This is a genomic window from Patescibacteria group bacterium (assembly GCA_035529375.1).
In the GTDB taxonomy this organism is placed as follows: Bacteria; Patescibacteriota; Microgenomatia; order PFEM01; family JAHIFH01; genus DATKWU01.
The window spans coordinates 258,094-278,869 of sequence record DATKWU010000009.1; the positions used below are offsets into that span (position 1 = coordinate 258,094).

The 20,776-nt window shown below is 38.1% G+C and carries 19 protein-coding genes; 15 read left to right on the forward strand and 4 right to left on the reverse strand.

Going from position 1 to position 20,776, the window contains the following annotated elements; genetic code table 11:
* Positions 1–4 precede the first annotated feature (4 nt).
* Genes VMY36_02595 through VMY36_02605 form a run of 3 tightly spaced genes read left to right on the forward strand, consistent with a single transcriptional unit; the run spans position 5 to position 3,684 of the window.
* The gene (locus VMY36_02595) at positions 5–1,819 is read left to right on the forward strand and encodes a UvrD-helicase domain-containing protein (GenBank protein ID HUV42775.1); all 1,815 of its coding nucleotides are present in this window, start codon (positions 5–7) and stop codon (positions 1,817–1,819) included.
* Between the two features lie 17 nt (positions 1,820–1,836).
* Positions 1,837–2,853 (forward strand): peptidoglycan bridge formation glycyltransferase FemA/FemB family protein, encoded by a 1,017-nt coding sequence (locus tag VMY36_02600; protein HUV42776.1) that lies wholly within the window; start codon positions 1,837–1,839, stop codon positions 2,851–2,853.
* Positions 2,854–3,684, forward strand: a complete 831-nt coding sequence (locus VMY36_02605) for a peptidoglycan bridge formation glycyltransferase FemA/FemB family protein (GenBank protein HUV42777.1) — start codon at positions 2,854–2,856, stop codon at positions 3,682–3,684. It abuts the gene before it with no gap.
* Positions 3,685–3,739: 55 nt separating this feature from the next.
* On the opposite strand, the gene VMY36_02610 is transcribed toward VMY36_02605, so the two are convergent.
* The 3 genes from VMY36_02610 to VMY36_02620 form a co-directional block, all read right to left on the reverse strand.
* A complete protein-coding gene (locus tag VMY36_02610) occupies positions 3,740–4,159 on the reverse strand; it encodes a hypothetical protein (protein ID HUV42778.1) in 420 nt (139 codons plus the stop codon).
* 401 nt (positions 4,160–4,560) lie between these two features.
* The gene (locus tag VMY36_02615; protein HUV42779.1) at positions 4,561–7,443 is read right to left on the reverse strand and encodes an ATP-dependent DNA helicase; all 2,883 of its coding nucleotides are present in this window, start codon (positions 7,441–7,443) and stop codon (positions 4,561–4,563) included.
* Between the two features lie 9 nt (positions 7,444–7,452).
* Complete coding sequence (locus tag VMY36_02620) at positions 7,453–8,466, reverse strand: DNA recombination protein RmuC (protein ID HUV42780.1); 1,014 nt, start codon at positions 8,464–8,466, stop codon at positions 7,453–7,455.
* A gap of 38 nt (positions 8,467–8,504) precedes the next feature.
* Between VMY36_02620 and VMY36_02625 the strand changes: the two genes are divergently transcribed.
* The 12 genes from VMY36_02625 (at position 8,505) to VMY36_02680 (ending at position 19,753) form a co-directional block, all read left to right on the forward strand.
* Entirely contained in the window at positions 8,505–8,882 is a 378-nt protein-coding gene (locus VMY36_02625; GenBank protein HUV42781.1) for a hypothetical protein, read from the forward strand.
* A 95-nt stretch (positions 8,883–8,977) separates the two neighbouring features.
* The gene (locus tag VMY36_02630; protein ID HUV42782.1) at positions 8,978–9,340 is read left to right on the forward strand and encodes a Trp family transcriptional regulator; all 363 of its coding nucleotides are present in this window, start codon (positions 8,978–8,980) and stop codon (positions 9,338–9,340) included.
* A gap of 45 nt (positions 9,341–9,385) precedes the next feature.
* Positions 9,386–10,804: a methionine--tRNA ligase gene (metG, locus tag VMY36_02635; GenBank protein HUV42783.1), complete on the forward strand. Its 1,419-nt coding sequence runs from the start codon at positions 9,386–9,388 to the stop codon at positions 10,802–10,804.
* Positions 10,804–11,592 carry a TatD family hydrolase gene (locus tag VMY36_02640; GenBank protein HUV42784.1) on the forward strand — a complete coding sequence of 263 codons (789 nt, stop codon included), beginning with the start codon at positions 10,804–10,806 and terminating at the stop codon, positions 11,590–11,592. Before metG ends, VMY36_02640 begins: the two co-directional genes overlap by 1 nt.
* Positions 11,567–12,331: a hypothetical protein gene (locus VMY36_02645; GenBank protein HUV42785.1), complete on the forward strand. Its 765-nt coding sequence runs from the start codon at positions 11,567–11,569 to the stop codon at positions 12,329–12,331. Before VMY36_02640 ends, VMY36_02645 begins: the two co-directional genes overlap by 26 nt.
* Positions 12,328–13,128 carry a hypothetical protein gene (locus VMY36_02650; protein ID HUV42786.1) on the forward strand — a complete coding sequence of 267 codons (801 nt, stop codon included), beginning with the start codon at positions 12,328–12,330 and terminating at the stop codon, positions 13,126–13,128. The genes VMY36_02645 and VMY36_02650 overlap by 4 nt, the downstream gene beginning before the upstream one ends.
* Positions 13,129–13,146: 18 nt before the next feature.
* Positions 13,147–14,655 (forward strand): glycosyltransferase family 2 protein, encoded by a 1,509-nt coding sequence (locus VMY36_02655; GenBank protein HUV42787.1) that lies wholly within the window; start codon positions 13,147–13,149, stop codon positions 14,653–14,655.
* Between the two features lie 7 nt (positions 14,656–14,662).
* Positions 14,663–15,949 carry a glycosyltransferase family 39 protein gene (locus tag VMY36_02660; GenBank protein ID HUV42788.1) on the forward strand — a complete coding sequence of 429 codons (1,287 nt, stop codon included), beginning with the start codon at positions 14,663–14,665 and terminating at the stop codon, positions 15,947–15,949.
* Positions 15,931–17,412 (forward strand): hypothetical protein, encoded by a 1,482-nt coding sequence (locus VMY36_02665; GenBank protein HUV42789.1) that lies wholly within the window; start codon positions 15,931–15,933, stop codon positions 17,410–17,412. Before VMY36_02660 ends, VMY36_02665 begins: the two co-directional genes overlap by 19 nt.
* A gap of 35 nt (positions 17,413–17,447) precedes the next feature.
* A complete protein-coding gene (locus tag VMY36_02670) occupies positions 17,448–17,774 on the forward strand; it encodes a hypothetical protein (protein ID HUV42790.1) in 327 nt (108 codons plus the stop codon).
* The gene (locus VMY36_02675; protein HUV42791.1) at positions 17,775–18,893 is read left to right on the forward strand and encodes an MraY family glycosyltransferase; all 1,119 of its coding nucleotides are present in this window, start codon (positions 17,775–17,777) and stop codon (positions 18,891–18,893) included.
* A 32-nt stretch (positions 18,894–18,925) separates the two neighbouring features.
* Positions 18,926–19,753 (forward strand): UbiA prenyltransferase family protein, encoded by an 828-nt coding sequence (locus VMY36_02680; GenBank protein HUV42792.1) that lies wholly within the window; start codon positions 18,926–18,928, stop codon positions 19,751–19,753.
* Here VMY36_02680 and VMY36_02685 read toward each other — a convergent pair whose 3' ends face one another.
* On the reverse strand, positions 19,754–20,677 hold the full coding sequence (locus VMY36_02685; protein ID HUV42793.1) for a PEGA domain-containing protein: 924 nt from the start codon (positions 20,675–20,677) through the stop codon (positions 19,754–19,756).
* Positions 20,678–20,776: the final 99 nt, after the last annotated feature.

Sequence of the window (20,776 nt, forward strand, 5' to 3'; positions counted from 1 at the left end):
TAAAATGCCTCTAGTGTTAAGCCATATTCTAACCCAACTCAACCCTTCCCAGCAAGAAGCCGTTACTTTTGGCGAAGGGCCCCTTTTGATTCTAGCGGGTGCCGGTAGTGGGAAAACTCGCGCCTTAACTTTCCGAACTGCCTATTTAATTCAGGAAAAAAAGATCCCTTCAGAAAATATTCTTTTATTAACTTTTACTAACAAAGCCGCTGGCGAAATGAAAGAAAGAATCCAAAAGTTACTCAGTCACTCCCAAAATGAACTCCCTTTTGCCGGGACTTTTCATTCTTTTTGCGCTCGCCTCTTAAGAACTGAAGGAAAACATCTTGGCATCTCCCCTAACTACAGTATTTATGATGAAGCTGATCAGCTAGAAACAATTAAATTAGCGATGATCAAAATCGATGCTTCGTCAAAAGAATTCAAACCTGCTTCGATTTTAAACACTATCTCCCAAGTAAAAAACGAGCTTATCTCGGCAGCTGAATATCCCCAATATGCTCGGGGTTTTTTCCAAGAAACAGTGGCTCGAGTTTATTTGGCTTACCAAAAATTACTTAAAGAATACCAGGCCCTAGATTTTGATGACTTATTATTTGAGACTGTTAGACTTTTTCAAAAAGAAAAACCAGTTTTGCAGAAATATCAAAATCAATTTCAATATCTTCTCATTGACGAATATCAGGATACCAACCAGGCCCAGTATATTCTAACCAAACTCCTAGCCAATAAATGGCGTAATCTCTGCGCTGTTGGTGACGCCGCCCAAGCTATCTATGGCTGGCGGGGAGCTAATTATCGCAACCTAATGAGTCTTAAAAAGGATTTTCCTGACTTAACCATTATTAATCTGGAACAAAATTATCGTTCCACCCAAAACATTCTCCAAGCCGCTAATGGAGTCATTAGAAAAAACACCAAACATCCGATTCTCAATCTCTGGACCAAAAATCAGGCTGGCGAAAAATTAATCGTCTTTGAAGCTAATAACGAGCAGGAAGAAGCCCAATATATTATTAATGGTATTGTCAGTCAAGGCGGTGATTACAATGATTACGTTGTTCTCTATCGGACCAACGCCCAATCCCGAGTTATTGAAGAAGCTTTTCTTCATGCTGGTTTACCTTACACTCTGGTTGGTGGGACCCGCTTTTATGAAAGAAAGGAAATTAAAGATTGTTTAGCCTATTTAAGACTTTTAACCAACCCTAAAGACATGGCCTCTTATAAGAGAATCCAAAAATTAGGTAAAAGAAGATTTAAAAAATTCCTTAAATTTACTGAAGAATTCGATAAAAAGAAATCAAAGATTAGATTAACCACTCTGGAAATTTTGGATAAAGTTCTTGAAGCTGCCGATTACTTAGATCTTTACAATAAAAAAGATGAAGCCGATTCAACAAGATTGGAAAATATTAAAGAACTTCGTTCGGTGGCTACCGAATTCCCCAAGCTAGATAATTTTTTAGAGAATGTTGCCCTTGTCCAGCAAGAATATCTGCCTCAAAACCCCATTCAAAATCAGAAAAAAAACGCGGTTACTTTAATGACGGTTCATGCCGCTAAAGGAACCGAATTCCCAGTTGTTTTTATGGTTGGAATGGAGGAGGGTCTCTTTCCTCATTCGCGGAGTATCATGGACAGAGAAGAACTTGAGGAAGAAAGACGCCTCTGTTATGTAGGCATGACTCGGGCTAAAGAAAAACTCTACCTTATTTATACTCACCAACGCCTTTATTTTGGCCAACGTTCAACTAACCCACCTTCAAGATTCTTAGCTGATATTCCTCTTAATTTAGTTGAGACCTCATCGACTTGATTTGTTATCATAGAACTATGATTATTCGCGAAGTCCTGCCTGAAGAAAAAGATCAATTTAACACCGTAGTTAATCACCCTCTTCAAACTTGGGAATGGGGAGAATTCCGGAAAAAAACTGGTCTGGAAGTGATTCGTCTCGGCCTTTTTGATGAGAAAAAAATCAAGGCTGGTTACCAGGTCACTGTCCACCCTATCCCTAAACTCCCTTATAGCATCATTTACTTTCCTAAGGGGCCAATGCCTGATAAAAGGTTGATTGACGCTTTGATTAAGCTAGGCCAAAAAGAAAAAGCGATTCTAGTTAAACTTGAGCCTAATATTTTGACTGACGAAAAAAATTCCAAACCTGAAGTTTGGCAAAACTTTAAGTTAAAGCCAGGCGACCCCTATTTCACCAAACATACCTTTTACCTTGATTTAACTAAAAGTGATGAAGAATTAATGACGGCGATGAAACCAAAAACTCGTTATAATCTTCGCCTCTCTCAAAAACATGTGATCGAGGTAGCTGAGGATAACTCGCCAAAAGCCTTTGAGGTTTACCTTAAACTGATGGCTGAAACCACCAAAAGACAAGGTTTTTATGCCCATACCCCAGAATACCACCAAAAAATGTGGGAGACCCTTCAACCAACTGGTCTAGCTCATCTTTTAACGGCTGATTATCAAGGAAAAATTTTGGTCACCTGGGTTTTGTTTAAATTCAAAGATGTTCTTTATTATCCTTATGGCTGGTCCACTAGAGAACACCAAAATGTGATGGCTTCTTACGCCATGATGTGGGCGGCGATTCAGTTTGGTAAAAAACAGGGCTGCAAGCTTTTTGATTTATGGGGAACACCTGGACCTGATCCCAGTCCCCAAGATCCTTGGTTTGGTTTTCATCGCTTTAAACTTGGCTTTGGCGCTAAAGTGGTGGAATTTGTTGGCACTTATGATTTGGTGATTGATCACCGTTTTTATCCTGTCTTTAACTTGGCTAATGCCTTACGCTGGAAATTACTTCGTCTAAGAACGAAACTGCCATTTTAAATGGATTTACGTCAATCAAAGGAATTCGCCCACTATATGAGACTTTCTGGCTGGCGAGTAGAAAAAGTGAGTAATTGCTTTTTCTACATCCGTAAATTACCCTTGTTACCACCTCTGATTATGAAAGCCCAGTATCCTAATTCGCCGATTCCCTTCGAAGGGATTGAAAAACTGGCAAAAAAATACAAACCCCTTCAAATCCAAATCCAACCTTTAAAAACAGAACCAGGTTTGGAAAAGTATGGTTATCGATTAAGCGGTGGTGGTCATGTGACGAAAACTCTTCAAATTAACCTCAATCAATCTGAAAAGAAAATCCGTGAACAAATGAAGAAAGATGCTCGTTATAGCCTTAGAAAAGCAGAAAAAGAAAAATTACAAATCATTGAAATACTTGATTTAGAAAAATTCCGGCAGGCCTGGAGAAAAGCTGTTGGCTGGCGAAAATATGTTCCTTCTTTAAAAAATTTAAAAAATCTTAAAAAAGCCTTTACCAGAAAAGCTCTTTTTCTGACCGCTCAATCTCAAGGTAAAATTGTGGGCGGGACAATCATTCTAACTACTAATAGTAGTGCTTACTATTACTCTGCCTTTACTTCTAAAGAAGGCCGAAAAAAATTAGCTCAATATCTTTTAGTTTGGGAGGCAATGAGATTAACTAAAAAAAGAGGTTGTCAGATTTTTGATTTTGAAGGGACCTATGATCAAAGATTTCCAATTAAAGATTGGCAAGGATTTAGTCATTTTAAAAAAAGTTTTGGTGGTCAAGAAGTTGAATATCCAGGCTGTTTTAAAAAAATCTTCTTGAATTATCCAAAAGAAAGAGCCTAAAGCTCACGTGAGCTAAAGGCTCCATGTACCTCCAGAAGTTTGTCCAGAAACTGGACTATTTCGGCACCAGTATCTCCAAAACCCTCAATACACTAGAAGAGAGAGAGACTCTGGTCTCTGAGATAACCTTTATCCCTCCGCCGGCCCGAAAATCGCCAACTTGGAGATGAATATTGCCACACCAATTCACTGTCCTAGTGAATGCAGGAGTGGACGATTGCCGGGTTATCTCTGAACCATACGTAAGACGTAGCCAAAGCGCTTCTTCCGCCGTTGGAATGATTGCTCTGACTTCTCCCTCTAAGCTGGTCAACGCAGGGTTCCCAACCGCGAGCTCGGCACTACCAGTCTCGTGGCGCAGAACATCGGTTGTAGAATAAGCTGCGAGCGGCTGATCAGGTCGCCAAGCTATCTCCCTTGGTATCGTAGGAAAACTGTCAAACCGGGAAAGCTCTGGATACACTCGCGACCCCATAGTGTCGAAGTCCCACATCGAAACAAGGGTCATCCCTGGTGGAACGCTGACGATCTTATAGTTCATCTCCACCAAAGCATTCTTTGCTAGTGGTTTGAACTTGCGCTCCAACTGGAGAACCTCTTTCAATTGAGGGAGATCAACTCGACGAGGATCAACTCGTAAGATGAGATTCATCAACTCTGTTAACGGACGCTCTCCTTCCGCCAGCATCTGTGACTCTCCATGAGTCAAGTTGACTCGTGAAAGGATCCGCAACATAAGCTGACTCAGTTCACTCAACTGTCCTTTTGTTTGAGCACTCCGCTTTACATTCACGGCACACTCTCCTTTTCGCCAGTTAGTTCTGAAGGTACGAAGACAGCTTATCATGAAAAACCAAGAAAATCAACCTATAGAATTTAAGACCAGGCTTCACAGATAAGTTTGTACTCGCAAAAGTCACACCAGACTCCGGGTCTTGGTTCAAATTGACTTCTCTCAATTTCCTTGGCTTTTTTGATTAGGTCTTTTTTTGCTTGAATCAATTGTTCTTTGCTTCTTTGAGTTGATTTTTTCTCACCTGTATCAAGGAAATAAAAGGACAAAACCACGTCTTCTGGATTTTGTCTGAGAATTCCCGGGTCAATCGCTGCTAAAGCATAAACACTCATTTGTAATGATCTGTCCAATTCTTTTTGATCAATCACTTTTCCGGTCTTGTAATCAATAATTTCCATTCCTGACTTGGTTTCGTCGATCCGGTCAATTCGACCGCCAATCCTTAGACCTTCTTTGGCTTTAATCACAAAATTTTGTTCTAAATACTTAGGTAAGTGGTCCAGGTTATAGCCTTTATCATAGAATTTTCTTAACATCCGTTCAGCTTCTTTCCGCATCCGCTTTTCATGAGCCTTAGAGGTATAACCTTCGTCGCTCCAATTTTTATCTAAAGTATTTAATAAATCTTTTTTTGTTGGTTTTTTATCTTCTAAGGCTGCTTGATAAAAATCTTTTAAGGTTTGATGAATCACATTACCAAAACCAGCCGCCGGTGGGGTTGGCGTGGGAATTCTTTGAATGTAACGATAACGGTATTGGAGAGGACATTTATCATAAGTCTCTACCTGAGAAAAAGATAAATAATTAATAGGTAAGCGGTTTCTTTCTGACTTTACTTCTGGGGTTGGTCTAAAATCAAAAATAGTTAATTGATCATCAGCTTTTATTGGCTTTTTAATTATTTCTTCACCTAAGGCTTCTGTTACAAAAGAAGAAATCTTTTTCTCTCTTTTGGCTTCACCATAATAATTGGCGGCCGTTAAAAACAAACGGTCACAAGCTCGGGTCATGCCCACGTAAAATAACCGCCTTTCTTCTTGTTCGTGATAATCACCTATAGGTAAAGTTTCTTTAATCAAAGCTTCAGGAATCGGAATTTGTTCTGGTCTTTCTCGGGTGGGGAAACGAGCTGTTACTAAATTAACCAAAAAAACCACCGGAAACTCCAGACCTTTAGCTGAATGAACGGTTAGGAGATTAACTCGATTTTCTTCAGTCCAATCCAAATTACTGGCTAAGGGTGATTCACCTAAATCCATGGAGAGATTAAGCCAATTAACTACGGCTCTGACCGAGGCATCCTCATGATCAACTTCATAAGTCTTAAGGCGATCAAAAAATTTAGAAATATTTTGGGCTTGTTTTTCTTCAGTCGGTGATTTGTAATCAGCTAAATTCTTTAATAAACCGGTGTCTTCAAGAAAATAATAGAGAATTTGACCAGCCGTTTCTTTGGAAAGGAGTTTAAGATGACGGTAAACCATTTTAACAAATTCATCAATCTGATTTTTGGTTTTTTTACTGATTCTTAGTCTCTCTGCTTGTTCACAAGCTTCAAACAAAGAAAGGTTCTTTCTCTTAGCATAATTATTAATAGCCGCCAAATCCCGGGCATCCAGATTGAATAAATCCAGGGAAAGAACTCGGTAAAGAGCCAGGTCATCTTCGAAATTGTAAAGGATCTTAAGATAAGCAATTAAGTCTTTGACTTCAGCTTGACGAAAGAGTTGACCGGGACCAAGAAATTGATAAGGCAGACCCTGGCGAGCCAGGGCCCGGACAAAAGGTTCAGCATGATTGTTTGCCCGAACTAAGATAGCGATGTCCTGATAGTCATAACTACCAACTGAACCATCAATCAGACTTTTAATCGTTTTAGCCACGGCTTCAGCTTCGTTTTCCACCCGATCAGTCTGAATAAACTCAATTGGCTTACCTTTAATTTTTCTGACGGCTTTAAGTTTTTTATCGATTTTTTCTTTGACCTCTAAGCGATCAGGGTTGTTATTTTGAATTAACTGGTAGGCATGATCAAGAATTATTTGGCTAGAACGATAGTTTTTAGCAAGAACCACAATCTTAGCTTTGGGATAGTTTTTTCGGAACTGAATAACATTGGAAACGGCAGCTCCCCGAAAACGATAAATTGATTGATCATCATCGCCAGTCACGGTAAGATTCGCTTTCTTGCCTGCTAAAAGCATCGCCAATTCATTTTGGGCATAATTGGTATCTTGAAACTCATCAACTAAAAAATATTTAAATTTATTTTGATACTGATGGAGAATATTTTTTCGGGTTCGAAAAAGTTTAATGGTTTTACTAATTAAATCAGCAAAATCCATCATTCCTTCTTTAATTTTTAATTCTTCATAGGTTCGATAAGCATTGGCTAATTCCAATGTCTTGGTCGCTTCATCCTTGGCTTCTTTGGTCTTAGCTTTTTGTTTTAATTTCCGAGCGTGCTTCAGATATTCTTCAGGCAAAATATCTTCATCTTTTAATCGAGAAAAATGTTGGAGAAGACCATCTACAAATTTAGTCGGATTACCTAAGGGCCGAAAATATTCAAGTTTAAATTTAAAAAGATGGTTAATCAGAAACTGGGTGGTTTCTGCCTGGGCCATCAGTTTGTAACCCGGATCAAGGCCAATCTGGAGGGCTTCTTGGCGCAAAACCCGGTCACAAAAAGAATGGAAGGTGGCAATCCACATATCGGTGTAACCATAAGGCATGGCAATATCGACTCGTTCTTCCATTTCTCGAGCCGCTTTATCAGTAAAAGTCAGAGCTAGAATTTCAGCGGGTTTGGCTTTTTCAGAAGTCACCAACCATTTAATTCTTTCTGTAATGACCGTGGTTTTGCCAGTGCCAGCGCCAGCCATAATCAAAAGAGGGCCTTCGCCGTGTTTAATTGCTTCTTGCTGTTTCTTGTTTAATTTTTTCCCTTTGGAATTAGCCATCGTGAAGAGTTAATCTCCCTTCATCTTTAATTGTTTTGTTTCTTCTCCTGCGCCTTCACTTAAAGAATCGGTTGAAGATAGTTTTTGGCCTAAGAGAGTAAAACCAGAAAGAACATTACTCATTTGGTTGTAAGCATTCTGGAGATGTTTGCCAAGAACCGAAAGAGAACTCTCGGTCTTTTCATAATCTTTTCTAATCGCCCTTAAAAGTCGAAAAACTTCCCGGGAACGACTTTCTATTTTCTTACCTTCAAAAGACAAGAGAATTGTCTGGAGATGAGCGTAAAGAGTTGAAGGGGAAACCGGATAAACTCGATGGCTTCGAGCAAAGTCGGTCAAATCAGGAATATTGGCAATTTCATAAAAAACCGCTTCTGAAGGAATATACATTAAAGCAAAATCCATTGTCCCTTCTTCAGGCAGGATATACTTTTGGGAAATTGTTTTAATGTGTTTCTTAACATCAGCCACAAAAGAGACCCTAGCTTTTTTCTTTTCTGCTTCGTTTTCAGCTTTAACAATTCGTTGAAAATTTTCCATGGGAAATTTAGAATCAATAGGTAAAAGACCTGCATCCGTTCTCAGGGCGGCATCGACCTTTTCCCCTGATTTAAAACTGTATTGAAGATAAAAGGCATTTTTGGGAAACATTTGGGAAATTAAGTCTTTTAAAACTTCCTCACCAATATTACCTCTTAACTTAGGACTCTTTAAAAATTCTTGTAAGTCACGCATTGACCGACCAATTTCACTGAATTGACCCGCCTCTTTTTGAAGATCACCAATCACTCGGGCGGCCCGATCAAGCCGGGTGGCAATGGCATCAGTATTCTTTTGCAAAGTATCGGTAATGTTCTTGTTGCTTTTTTGCAACAGATCTTGGTTCGCCCGAAGCCATTCAACTAGAGTTTCGTCTGGTTTGTTTTTTTCCGCAATTTGAGAAAGTTTTTTGTTAATCAAAAAAACCGCCAGGGCAATGGCGCCAATAATCAAGGCCGTTAAAAGGTAAAATTCGTTGGGCATAGCTTCAATTTTAGCACAAATTAGCGTATGATTAAATCATGAAAGAAAAAGAATTTTCAAGAGAAGAAGCTCAACCTAAGCAACTGATCCGAAGAACATTAAACTTTAGACAACGAAGGAAAAACTTTTTCCCTACTCTTCTTTTGACCATTCTCTTTTGGCTCGGTTGGACATTAGTTTTATTTAAAGTCCCACCAGAAAATCTTTTATCAATCTTGGGTTTTTTTAGCTTGCTTTTTGCTACTTTGTTTCTTACCAGTGCCCTATTTTTTGCTAATTCCCGCAGAGGTTTAATAACGGCTCTTTTTTTTGTTCTAGTACTTGTTTTTCGCTATTACCAAATTGGCAATCTTCTAAACTTAATTATTCTTTTAGCTATTTTTGTTGCTCTAGAACTCTTTTTTAGTAAGCAATAATTTGACATTTTCTGCCACTTCTGTTATTAATTTAATTAAACAAACTATCTTGCCTGCCCACTTTAGTAATTTGAAGTGGGTAATTTGTTTTTACTATGCAAGTTTCAAAAAAGAAAGTTAACCCTAATCTGAAAAATCAGATCTACCAACTCCTTTATCAAGTCATCGCTGATATCCGCTCAAAAAAAGAAGCCGAAACATTTCTCAATGAAGGTTTAACCGAAACCGAACTAGAAATCTTTGCCAAGCGCCTGGGAGCCGCCTATTATCTTAATAAAGGTAGAAGTTATTCCAATATTAAGGCCAATTTAAGACTTTCCAGCGCCACAATTTCTTCAGTAGCCGAACAAATGAGAAAGGGCAAGGGTTTTGAAAATGCTCTTCAGAAAATTAATGCCGAAGAATGGGCTAATAAATGGGCGAAAAGAATCAGTAAGCGCTTTAAATCTCTTCTTTAAATTCCTCTTTTAGATTAAGGCTAAATTTAGTAAAATTAGATCATTATGGCTAGAAAATTCTATCTGACCACCGCTATTCCTTACGTTAATGCCGCGCCCCATGTTGGTCATGCCTTGGAATTCGTCCAAACTGATGTCATTGCCCGCTATCATCGTTTTCTTGGTGAAGACACTTATTTTCTATCTGGAACCGATGATAATGCCCTTAAAAACGTCCAGGCAGCTGAGGAGAAAAAAATTCCTGTAGAAAAATTTGTTAAACAGAATTCGGATAAATTCTATCAATTCAAAAATATTCTTAATATCTCCTTTGACGATTTTATTCGCACTACCGAAAAACGTCACGTCGAAGGAGCCCAAGCCTTATGGAAAGCTTGTAAAAAAGAGGATATTTACAGGAAAAAATATAAAGGCCTCTATTGTGTTGGTTGTGAAGAATTTAAAACAGAGAAAGATCTTGTTAACGGTCAGTGCCCTGAACATAAAAAAGAACCAGAATTGGTGGAAGAAGAAAATTATTTCTTCCGCCTCTCTAGATACCAAAATTGGCTAGAAAAGTTAATTACTAGTAACAAATTAAAAATTGTTCCTAAAACCCGCAAAAATGAAGTTCTCGCTTTCATCCGCCAGGGTCTTGAAGACTTTAGTATTTCTCGAACTAAAGAAAGAGCTCATGGTTGGGGAATCCCTGTTCCTGGCGACTCCAACCAAATTATTTATGTTTGGTTCGACGCTTTAGCCAACTATATTACCGCTCTTGATTGGCAAAACAAAGGCAAGCTTTATCAAAAATATTGGCCGGCTGATCTCCATGTGATTGGTAAGGGAATTATTCGATTCCATGCTATTTACTGGCCAGCTATGCTTAAAAGCGCTAGTTTACTACCACCAAAAGCCGAATTTGTCCATGGTTATATTACGGTTGAAGGCGAAAAAATCAGCAAATCAATAGGCAACGTGATTGATCCTTTCGATTTGGTTAAGAAATTCGGGACTGACCCAATCCGCTATTATCTTCTTCGAGAGATTCCAGTCTATGGTGATGGTGATTTTTCGATTCAACGATTCAAAGAAGTCTATAATGCCGATTTGGCTAATGGTCTAGGTAATTTAGCTGCCCGAGTGGCTAAGTTATGCGAAAAGTCAGGTTTTGAATTTAAAAAAACCAATCAAAAACTTTATCCCGAAATTCAAAAAGCCCTAGTAAAGTTCCAGTTGGATCAAGCTTTGAATTTTATCTGGCAAGAAAAAATTACTGCTTGTGACAAATTCATTGATCAGAAAAAACCCTGGGAGGTTTCAGGTAAAAAACTAAAGCCAGTTTTAGATAAATTAGTTAAGGAAATCCGAGAGATTAGTTATAATCTTGAACCTTTTCTCCCAGAAACCGCCGAAAAAATTGAAAAACAGTTTCAAGGACCCAAAATCAAAGCCGAAAAACCACTTTTCCCTAGAATAGAATAATGTTAGTTGATACCCACACTCATCTTAATTTTCAAGAATTTGAAAAAGACTTAGACCAAGTCATTAAAAGAGCCATTAAAAACAAGGTTGAGAAAATCGTCTGTGTGAGCAGTAATCTTCAAGAATCAGAAAAAGCGATTGAAATTGCTCAAAAATATCCAGGAATTGTTTTTGCGGCCATTGGTATTCATCCCCACCAAACAGACCCGAAAACAAAATTATCCACAAAAGAACAACTTCAAAAATTGGCTAAATTGACTAAACGAAAAGAAGTTGTTGTAATTGGCGAGTGCGGTCTTGACTATTCACCGGCCCCGCCCGGAGAAAAAGATCGGTCTCAAAAAGAACAGCTCTTTCTTTTTAAGAAACAAATTGAATTGGCTTTAAAAGAAAAACTGCCGATTAATATTCATTCTCGGAAGGCTTCTTCAGAAACCCTTGAAATTCTTGAAAGATATGGGAAAAAAGGGCTGAAAGGTATTTGGCATTGTTATTCAGCTGGTAAAAAAAGAATTAAAAGAATTAGTCAATTAGGTTTCTTTTTTGGGGTTGATGGCAATCTGACTTATGATCCTGGTTTCCAAAATGTTTTTAGCCAAATCCCCTTAGAAGAAATTGTTTTAGAAACTGACTGTCCTTTTCTTACTCCAGAACCTTATCGAGGCCAAAGAAGTGAACCCTCTCATGTTAAAATTACCGCAGAATACTTAGCTAAATTAAAAGACACTACTCTAGAAGAAGTTGCTAAAATTACAACTCAAAATGTCAAAAAAATCTTCAAAATTTAAAAAAGTTGACTACCCCGTCCAAATGGCAAATATTAAAAAGGGTCAATGGCGCATGCAAGCACATATTAACAAGGGGGTTAGTTTAAAAGAGTTAAAAAAAGAAGAATCAAAACTTTCGCAACAAATAAAAAACATCGTAGATAATGCCTCATCACCACCTCAAACCTGTAAATTCTTCCCTGGTTCGAAACTGATTGGTTATGGCTGGGAATGGGCGGTATATAAACTTCCTGATAAAAATCACGTTGTTAAAATACCAGCAGGAATTTTCCCAGAAGTAAATGATCCTAGATATTTAGATAACATAAAATTCGCCTATCAAACATGTCGACAATTCATTAAACCTTTTATTTTAAAAACTACTTTTGAGAGACGGGAAACTGATATTGGTCCAGTCAATATGATGTTTCAAAAATGGCTTCCTGATAAACAATATCGCTTTATTGAACCAAAAAAACTTTCATCCAAGCTAAGAAAATCACTCAAAAATTTTGGTCAAGGTTTATTAAAAATTCTAGAAAAACATGACTGGATACCGGATCTAAATCTTTATAAAAAAGTAATAAAAGGTAAAAGAGTTTGGAGTATTTGGAATTTAATGTTGGAAAATGAGGAGCCAAGAATTATTGATTCCATTGCTTATTACGACATTTTTCGTCTTTACCCAGAAAGGACAATTCAAGAAATTAAAATAAAAGGTGATGCCTGGCGAAAATTTCTAGAAGAAATTTCTAAATGAAAATAATCACTTTCAACATTCAAGGTGGTTTTAAAATTGATCAAGTTTGTCGAGAAGTCGAAGAAAAAATTGGATTTTTTGATCTACTTTGTCTTCAAGAAGTCTGCGAATCTCCAAAAATAAAAAATCACGCCCAACAAATCGCTGAATTTTTGGGCAAGGATTACGCTTCTAAATCCTTTTTACCAATTGATTTCAAAATTAAAAACATGGGAAATGCTTTTGTTTTTAACAAAAAGGTTTTAAGACTAATAGATTCGTTTGGGCTTGTTCTTCCTTCTTTTAAACCCAATTTATCTTGGCGATCCATAGGAAAAATCTTTCCCCCGTGTGATCGCCTTTGCCATATTGGTTTTTTTAAAACCAAACAAGGAAAAATAATTAAGGTTTCTAATTTTCATCTAGAATTCATCGGTGGTTCGACCACGCGAAAAAAGCAAGTCGATTTTTTTCTGAAGAATTCTCTTAATCCTGACAAACCTGATTTAGAGTTTATTCTTGGCGACTTCAATACGACTGGTTCTTCAAAAAAAGCTTCAGCTGAACTTAAATTATTAGAAAAAAAGGGCTTTGTTGAACTTTCTAAAAAAATTACTTGGACTTCTAGTCCCTCAAATCCTGATCCCGCTTGGAAAAAACCCTATCAACTCTTAAGAATAGCTAAAATTTTCAGTCCCTTATTAAGAACAAAAACAGATTATATTTTTAGCAAAGGTGAGCCAAGGCAAGCTCAATGCTCAGCCATAAATTTTTCTTCCACCGATCATCGGGCTGTTATTTTAAATTTCAGCCTTTAACTGCTATAATTACCCACAATGAAAGAATTTGTTGAACGTTATGATGCTCGAATCCAAAGATTCCTGGAAATTCTACCTGGGACTTTAGCTTGGACAATTATTCTTTTCCCTCTTTGGGGCGCTTTTTTTATGCCTCGAATTGTCGCCTACTTTACGGTTGGTTTTTTGGTTTTCTGGTTTTATCGTTCTTTTCAAGCTGCCTTTCTAGGATTGGCTGGCTATATTAAAATCAAACAGGCAGAAAAAATTAATTGGCACCAGCAATACTTAAAGGATAAAGACCAAGACTCTCTCTCTTGGGAAGAAATTAAACACCTTGTCATTATTCCTAATTACAATGAATCGGTAGAGAAAATCTCTGAAACTCTTAATCGTCTCGCTAAGCAGAAATATCTTAACAAAGACCAGATGATTATTGTTCTGGCTATGGAAGCGAGAGCTGAAGGTTCCCGAAAAAGAGCCAGGGAACTAACTAAAAAATTCAAAGGCCAATTTGGTCAACTAATTACCTCCATCCATCCTGACGGCATTAAAGGTGAAATTCGAGGCAAAGCCTCTAATGAAGCCTGGGCGGCTAAGTTAGCTAAAAAAATTCTTGTTGATAAAAAAGGTTATGATATCGACAAAATCACTATCACCAGCTGTGATGCTGATTCCTGTTTCCATCCTAAATATTTTTCCTCTCTTACTTACGAATTTGCCCTTAATAAAAAACGCTATCTCCGCTTCTGGCAATCACCAATTGTTTGGCATAATAATTTCTGGCGCGTACCCGCTTTCATTAGAATTGTCGGCACTATGGGTAATATTACTCATGTCTCTCACCTTTTAGAACCAGAAAGTCTTTATCTTAACTACTCTACCTATTCTGCTTCTCTAAAAATGATCGACAAGGTTGGCTATTGGCACACCGACATTATTCCTGAAGACTGGCATATTTTCCTCCAAACTTTTTTTGATAATCGAGGTGAAGTTGAAGTCGAACCTATTTTCCATCCAACCAGTATTGATGCTCCTGAAGGTACTAGCTATTTTGGTTCTCTAAAAAATCGTTATCTTCAATGCCGACGTCACGCTTGGGGTTGTACTGACATTCCTTTTGCTATTAAATTAGCTTTGAAACATCCCGAAATTCCGGTTTGGACAAAGGTTTTTCGAATTTACAAACTAGTTGAAACCCATCTCATCTGGTCAACTAACTGGTTTATTCTGACTTTAGGTGCTTGGTTACCAGCTCTGATTAACCCGGTTTTCAAACAGACTGCTCTAGGTTACAACCTGCCTAGAATTTCTCGGATTATTTTGACCACTTGTTTGCTTTTCCTTTTCGTCGTTATTGCTCTTGATTTCTCTCTGCGTCCTAAAAAACCCAAAGACTTTCCTCGCTGGAAATCATCCCTCGAGTACCTTCAGTGGATTTTGATGCCTGTGGCCACTCTATTAATGTCAGTTATTCCTGGACTTCATTCTCAAACCCAATTAATGACCGGAAAAAGACTGGAATATTGGGTCACAGAAAAAGTATAGTATTATTATGAACCAATTCACTGCCAGTCTTTGGGGCGATGAAGCTTGGGCCGCCACTCTAGCAATCAAGCCCTATTGGCAAATCGTTACCACCGTAGCCCGAGATACTTCACCACCTCTTTATTACCTTCTTTACCATACTTGGATTAAATTTTTTGGCATTTCAGAAATCTCTATCCGGATGCTTTCCTTTGCTTTCTTCTTGGGAACAGTCGTCACCGTTTTTTTTATTGGTAAACATCTTTGGGATAAAAAAACTGGTCTTTTAGCCGCTCTTTTAACCCTCGTTAATCCTTTTCTCTTTCATTACGCTTTTGAAGGGAGAATGTATGCCATTCTGGCTTTAACTTCAACCCTTTCAATCTACTTTTTTCTTAAGAAAAATAGGCTGGGTTTCATCCTTGCCAGTGTAGCCGCTCTTTATTCCCACCATTTCTTTATTTTCATCATTGCTTTTGAAGGACTCTGGCAACTAACAGAAAGCTGGAGTCAGCCTATTAAAAAAATCATTAAAAATTACCTTGATTTCTTCCTGATTGGCCTTCTTTATCTTCCTTGGCTTTATCCCCTTTATTACCAAGTTTCCCTTGTGAGTAGTGGTTTCTGGTTAGGCAAGCCTAATTTTGAAGTTTTTCTTGAAACCGTCATTAAGTTTCTTGTTGGTTCTGGTCAAGAAACCAGTCGTCAATTGGCTTTTGGAGCCATTGGTCTAATTCTTATTTTAAGAAATTGGTTTAAAGATAAAAAACAATCTCTTTTTCTTTTAGGTTGGTTTTTTATTCCTCTTATTCTTACCTACCTTATTTCTCAATTCTTCCAACCAATTTTCTTCGATCGTTATATGCTTCTAGTCGTTCCAGCTAGTAGTTTATTAATTGCTTCTCTAAGAAGGAAATTCTCCTTCATTTTTATTTTCATCGTTATCTTTCTCTTAGCAACTCTTAATTACCATTATTTCACCCACCCCACTAAGAGACCCTTCAGAGAGTTCGCTAATTATATTAAAACCGAAGCGGCGGATCTAACTTTGATTAACTACAGCGCCGCTTCTCATCATCTTTTTGAATCAAAATATTATGGTCTCGAGGCCCCAATTTATGCGCCCAATCCATTACCTTTTTATACTGGAACCGCCTTAATGGAAAAAGAAGACATGATTGATCAACTCCCTGATAAAGAAAGTCTTGGTTTAATCACTAGCGCCTCTCCTGAAGAAATTGTCATTACCGGCTATGAAATTGAAAAAAGCAAACAATTTGATGATTTATCTTTCTTATGGCTAATCAAGTTATAAAATTAACGAAAAAATATTGGCTTTTTCTTGTTTTTGGCTTTTTTGTTATTCTGCGTTTACCCTCTCTATTTGAACCTTTTACTTACGGCGACGAGGGTATTTATCTTGCTTTAGGCCAAGCTGCTAGAAAAGGTTTAGTTTGTTATCGGGATATCCACGATAACAAACCGTCAATGATTTATCTAATAGCTGCTCTCGCTGGTAATTTTTCTAATTACCGCCTTCTTTTCTTTTTTTGGAGCCTGGTCACGACTTTCGTCTTTTATCAACTCAGCCAAGCTGTTTTCAAAAAGAATTTCTTTGCCATTATGACAACTACATTCGCCTTCGTTTTTCTTAGCAACATTCATACTTTTGAGGGTAATGTCGCTAATGCAGAAAACTTTATGCTTTTACCCACGATCGCGGCTTTTTGGTTAATTTACCGCCTAAAAAATCCTCCTCTTAAAATTTGGTTTACAAGCGGTGTTTTCCTTTCTTTAGCCACTCTTTTCAAAATTCCAGCCGCTTTTGATTTCGCCGCCCTTTTGATGTTTTTTTTAATCACTCTTTTTGATCAAAAAGAAAAAAAATATCTTCTCTACGCTAAACGCTCTTTTTGTTTAATCACTGGCTTTCTTTTTCCCATTCTGATTACTTTTCTTTATTATGCTTCCCAAAATGGCCTCAAAGAATACCTTGTGGCTGCTTTTCTCCAAAACCTTCCCTATCTTTCTTCTTGGTCAACCAGTCAACCTCAAACTGGTGGCTTACCTCTCTTTCTTCTCATGAGAGGCCTGGTTACTTTTCTTTTAGTAATCATCATTTTTATTTTAAGAAAGAGAATTAGTCTCGCTATCAGACTTGTCTTAATTTGGTTTGCTTTTTCTTGGTTTGCGAGCCTCCTTTCCTTAAGACCCTATCCCCATTATCTTATTCAAATTATGCCGGCTCTATCTTTGTCTTTTGGTTTCTTCTTCATCAAATCGAAAAAAGAGTTTAAAAAAATCTTTATCCCTATTACTTTATTAATTATTTTCGTCCTCACCTTTAAAGGTCTTTATTTTTGGAGCTATCCTAACCAACCTTATTACTTCAATTTCTACCAATATGCCCTTGGTCAAAAGAATCAAGAAGCTTATTTTAATGATTTTGATGGTCGAGCCAACGACATTTATCAAGTGGCTTCTTACCTCCAAAGCCATAATCATGTTAAAGAAAAGATTTTCATTTGGGGCAACCTTCCTTCTCTCTATCCTCTTGCCCGACGCTCACCCGTAGGTCGCTATACGGTTGCCTATCACATTATTGATTTTGACGGTTACCAAGAAACAATGGAAGTTCTCCAGGCACAAAAACCTCAATACATTATTGTTGATCCCCAAGAAGAGAGACCTTTTCCTGAATTTTTTTCTTGGCTAGAGCAAAATTATGCTCTGGAAAAGAAAATTGGTGTTTTTCAATTCTATCACCGGCTCTTCTAGCTACCCCATGTTAGAATAGTATTTAAAGAAAATCCGTGAGAGAACTAAATAAAACAACCACCCAAATTAATCTCATCCTGCTTGCCGCCCAAGCTTTAGCGATTGTCCTGGTTTGGCGTTTCTTGCCACCAGAAATTCCCTTTTTTTACTCCCGGCCCTGGGGTAAAGATCAACTCGCCAGTTACCCAAGTATTGTTATGTTACCTCTAATTGGCTTAATTATTTTTTTTACTAATCTGGTAATTGCCCAGTTGGCGATTAAAGAAGATTCATTAATTAGGAAAATGCTGGTGATTGCTAGTCTGGTTTTTAGTTTTTTAATTCTTATTAGTTTCGTTCAAATTATCCGTTTGATTCTTTAAATGACCTGGCCTTTAATTAAAAATCTAATCGGTTTACCCTTAATAACGGCCTTTTTTATTTCTCTGCTGGCAACTCCCATCGTCATTTTTATTTACCATCGTCTGGGTTGGGTCGATGATCCGACCAAAAGAAAACGAAAACAGGATCTTCATCAACAACCTCTACCTCGAGGTGGAGGCATTCCTATTTTTCTGGCTCTTCTAATCAGTTCGCTTATCTTCTTACCGCTTGATAAACACCTTAAAGGAATTCTCCTTGGTATCACGATTATGGTCATCATGGGTACTCTTGATGATATTTTTGATCTTAATCCCTATCTCCGTTTGATTCTGGGTTTTCTGGCGGCTGGTGCGGTGGTGGGAGCGGGAATTGGGATTGCTTTTATTACCAATCCGCTTGGGGGTATTATTCAACTTAATCAACCCCAAATTCAATTCCAACTCCTAGACGAAACCCGTAATTTATGGATTCTTGCCGATTTTCTGGCTCTCTTATGGATTGTTGGTCTAAGTAACATCGTTAATTGGGCTAAAGGTTTTGACGGTCAACTCCCAGGAATTGTGGTTATTGCGGCTCTAACAATCGCCGTTTTTTCCTTTCGCTATTCAGCTGATATTACTCAGTGGCCGATTGCCATCCTTGCCTCGATTCTCGCCGGCGCCTATCTTGGTTTTCTACCCTTTAACTTCTATCCCCAAAAGATTATGCCTGGCTATGGGGGTGGCACTTTAGCTGGTTTCATGATTGCTATTCTCACTATTCTCGCCACCAGTAAAATTCTGACGGCTATGGTCGTTCTTGGTGTTCCACTGATTGACGCTGGTTATTCTATTGTCCGAAGAATTCTCGCTGGCCACTCACCTGTCTGGGGTGATCGAGGTCATCTTCACCACAAACTCCTTGATGAGTGGCATTGGGGAAAAAGAAGAACCGCTCTTTTTTATTGGGGCCTGACCGCGATTTTGGGGATTCTCGCTCTCGGCTTGAACAGTCAAGGAAAATTCTATACAATCATCATGTTAGCGATTATTATCGGAATCTTATTTCTGTGGTTCAACTTTTTATCAACCTTTTTCATTCCATCCGCCCAAGACAAACACTCAAAAACCTTGCCTTAGCCGCGCCTTTAATCTTCTCGGGACAGTTATTTTTGGCTGATTCTTTTTGGCTAACTATTAAGTGCATTTTTATTTTTTCCATTCTCACTTCTTCAATTTATCTTTTTAACGACGTCATTGATATCTCTAAAGACAAACTTCATCCGATTAAGAAAAAACGCCCGATTGCCAGTGGCAAGATTCCCGTTTTTCTGGCTCTTCTTTTCTTCATTAGTGGTTTTCTTGTTAGTCTTTACCTAGCTTATTTGGTTAATCCCTTTTTCTTTTTAGCTTGCTTAGTCTACTTTATTCTTCAGATTGGCTATTCTTTAATTTTTAAGAAAATTGTTTTGATTGATATTCTGGTTATTGCTGCTGGTTTCATTATTCGAGTCTACGCCGGGGCTCTGGCTCTTAATGTTCATATGAATGTCTGGTTTTTACTCTGTGTTATTTCCTTGGCTCTGTTTTTAGCGGCCGGAAAAAGAAGGACCGAACTAGCGATTTTAGAACAACAAGCCGCTCAACATCGAAAAACTCTTTCTTTTTATTCACCGCCTCTTTTGGATTCCTATCTTTCCATTTTTGCTAACTCTGCCTGGATGGCCTATGCTCTTTATACCTTTTTCGTCCCCCCGCCACCAATCACTCAACGGTTTTCCTTTCTAACTCAACTACCTCTTACTTTCTCGGGTATTAATAAATGGCTAATGATTACCATTCCGGTGGTTATCTTTGGAATTATGAGGTATTTAAAAATCATTCACGAAGGTAAACGAGCCGAATCACCAGAAAAGGTTCTTCTGGGCGACAAAACACTATTATTTACTGTTGGTCTTTGGATCTTTTTAGTTGTCGTGATTATGTATGGAGTTGTTTAGTTATTCAACCAATTCACAATAAACGCCACTGACCCAACCCTCTTCATCCTCTTCATATTCAATTTTGTACCAACCACTTTTTTGTTCATCGAGATAAGGAAAAACTTCACCCACATCAACCTTAGCCAGTTCTTCGCCTTCGGTTGAAGGTTCATCTCTAACTCTAAGCCAGCCAGTACTAGTTTCTTTAATTCTCACATAAGGTTCGTCTATTGGGGATGGGCTGGCCTTAGGGCTTGATTCTGGCGAAGGTGAAGGAGACGGAGAGGCCTCTTCTTCTTCCTCTTCCTCATCTTCCTCTTCTTCGTCGAGCTCCCCACTCGGAGTTGCTTCAACAATCCCTTCAATACTTTGGGCTAATTTTACGCTTACCGTTAATTTGTAACCAGCCACTGTTTGGGCGGTAATCGTTCTTTCTTCAAAACCTGGAGAACTAATCACCACTTGGTAATCTCCAGGAGTCAAATCATCTTTCAAAACCGGCGCAAAGCCACCAGGCTCATTGTTAATTTTAACTACGGCCTGATCAGGAATGGAAACCACAGCTAAAGAAGCCGTGTTCCGACTAGCAATCTTCTCTAAAGATAAAATCTCACCTGAAGATTCAGACTCTGTTTTAGCTAAATTCCGATTAATAGCCGTAATAATTCCTGGAGTTAAATTGACTTTGCTTTCCCAAGAGACCAAACTATCAGTCGTTGTTTCCGGAACCAATTTAATAGTGTGCTCACCAGATTCGATTTTGTCGCTAAAAAAGGGCGTTACCCCTTTCTGCTCGCCATCTATAAAAACATTGGCTTTGGGAGTTGAAGATATCTGGAGAGCCCCCATTCCGGGCCGAGAAAAGAACTTATTCTTGATAATCAAACCGCCAAGAAGGGCTACTAAAACAACAACCGCAATAATCAACCAGTTTCTTTTCATCAGAAGGATGATAGCACAGGCAGGTAAAAGAAGCAAGAAAAAATGGCTTGCAAAAAAGAGGTTTTTTAATTGATTTTTCAAAGAATTTATGCTAGACTA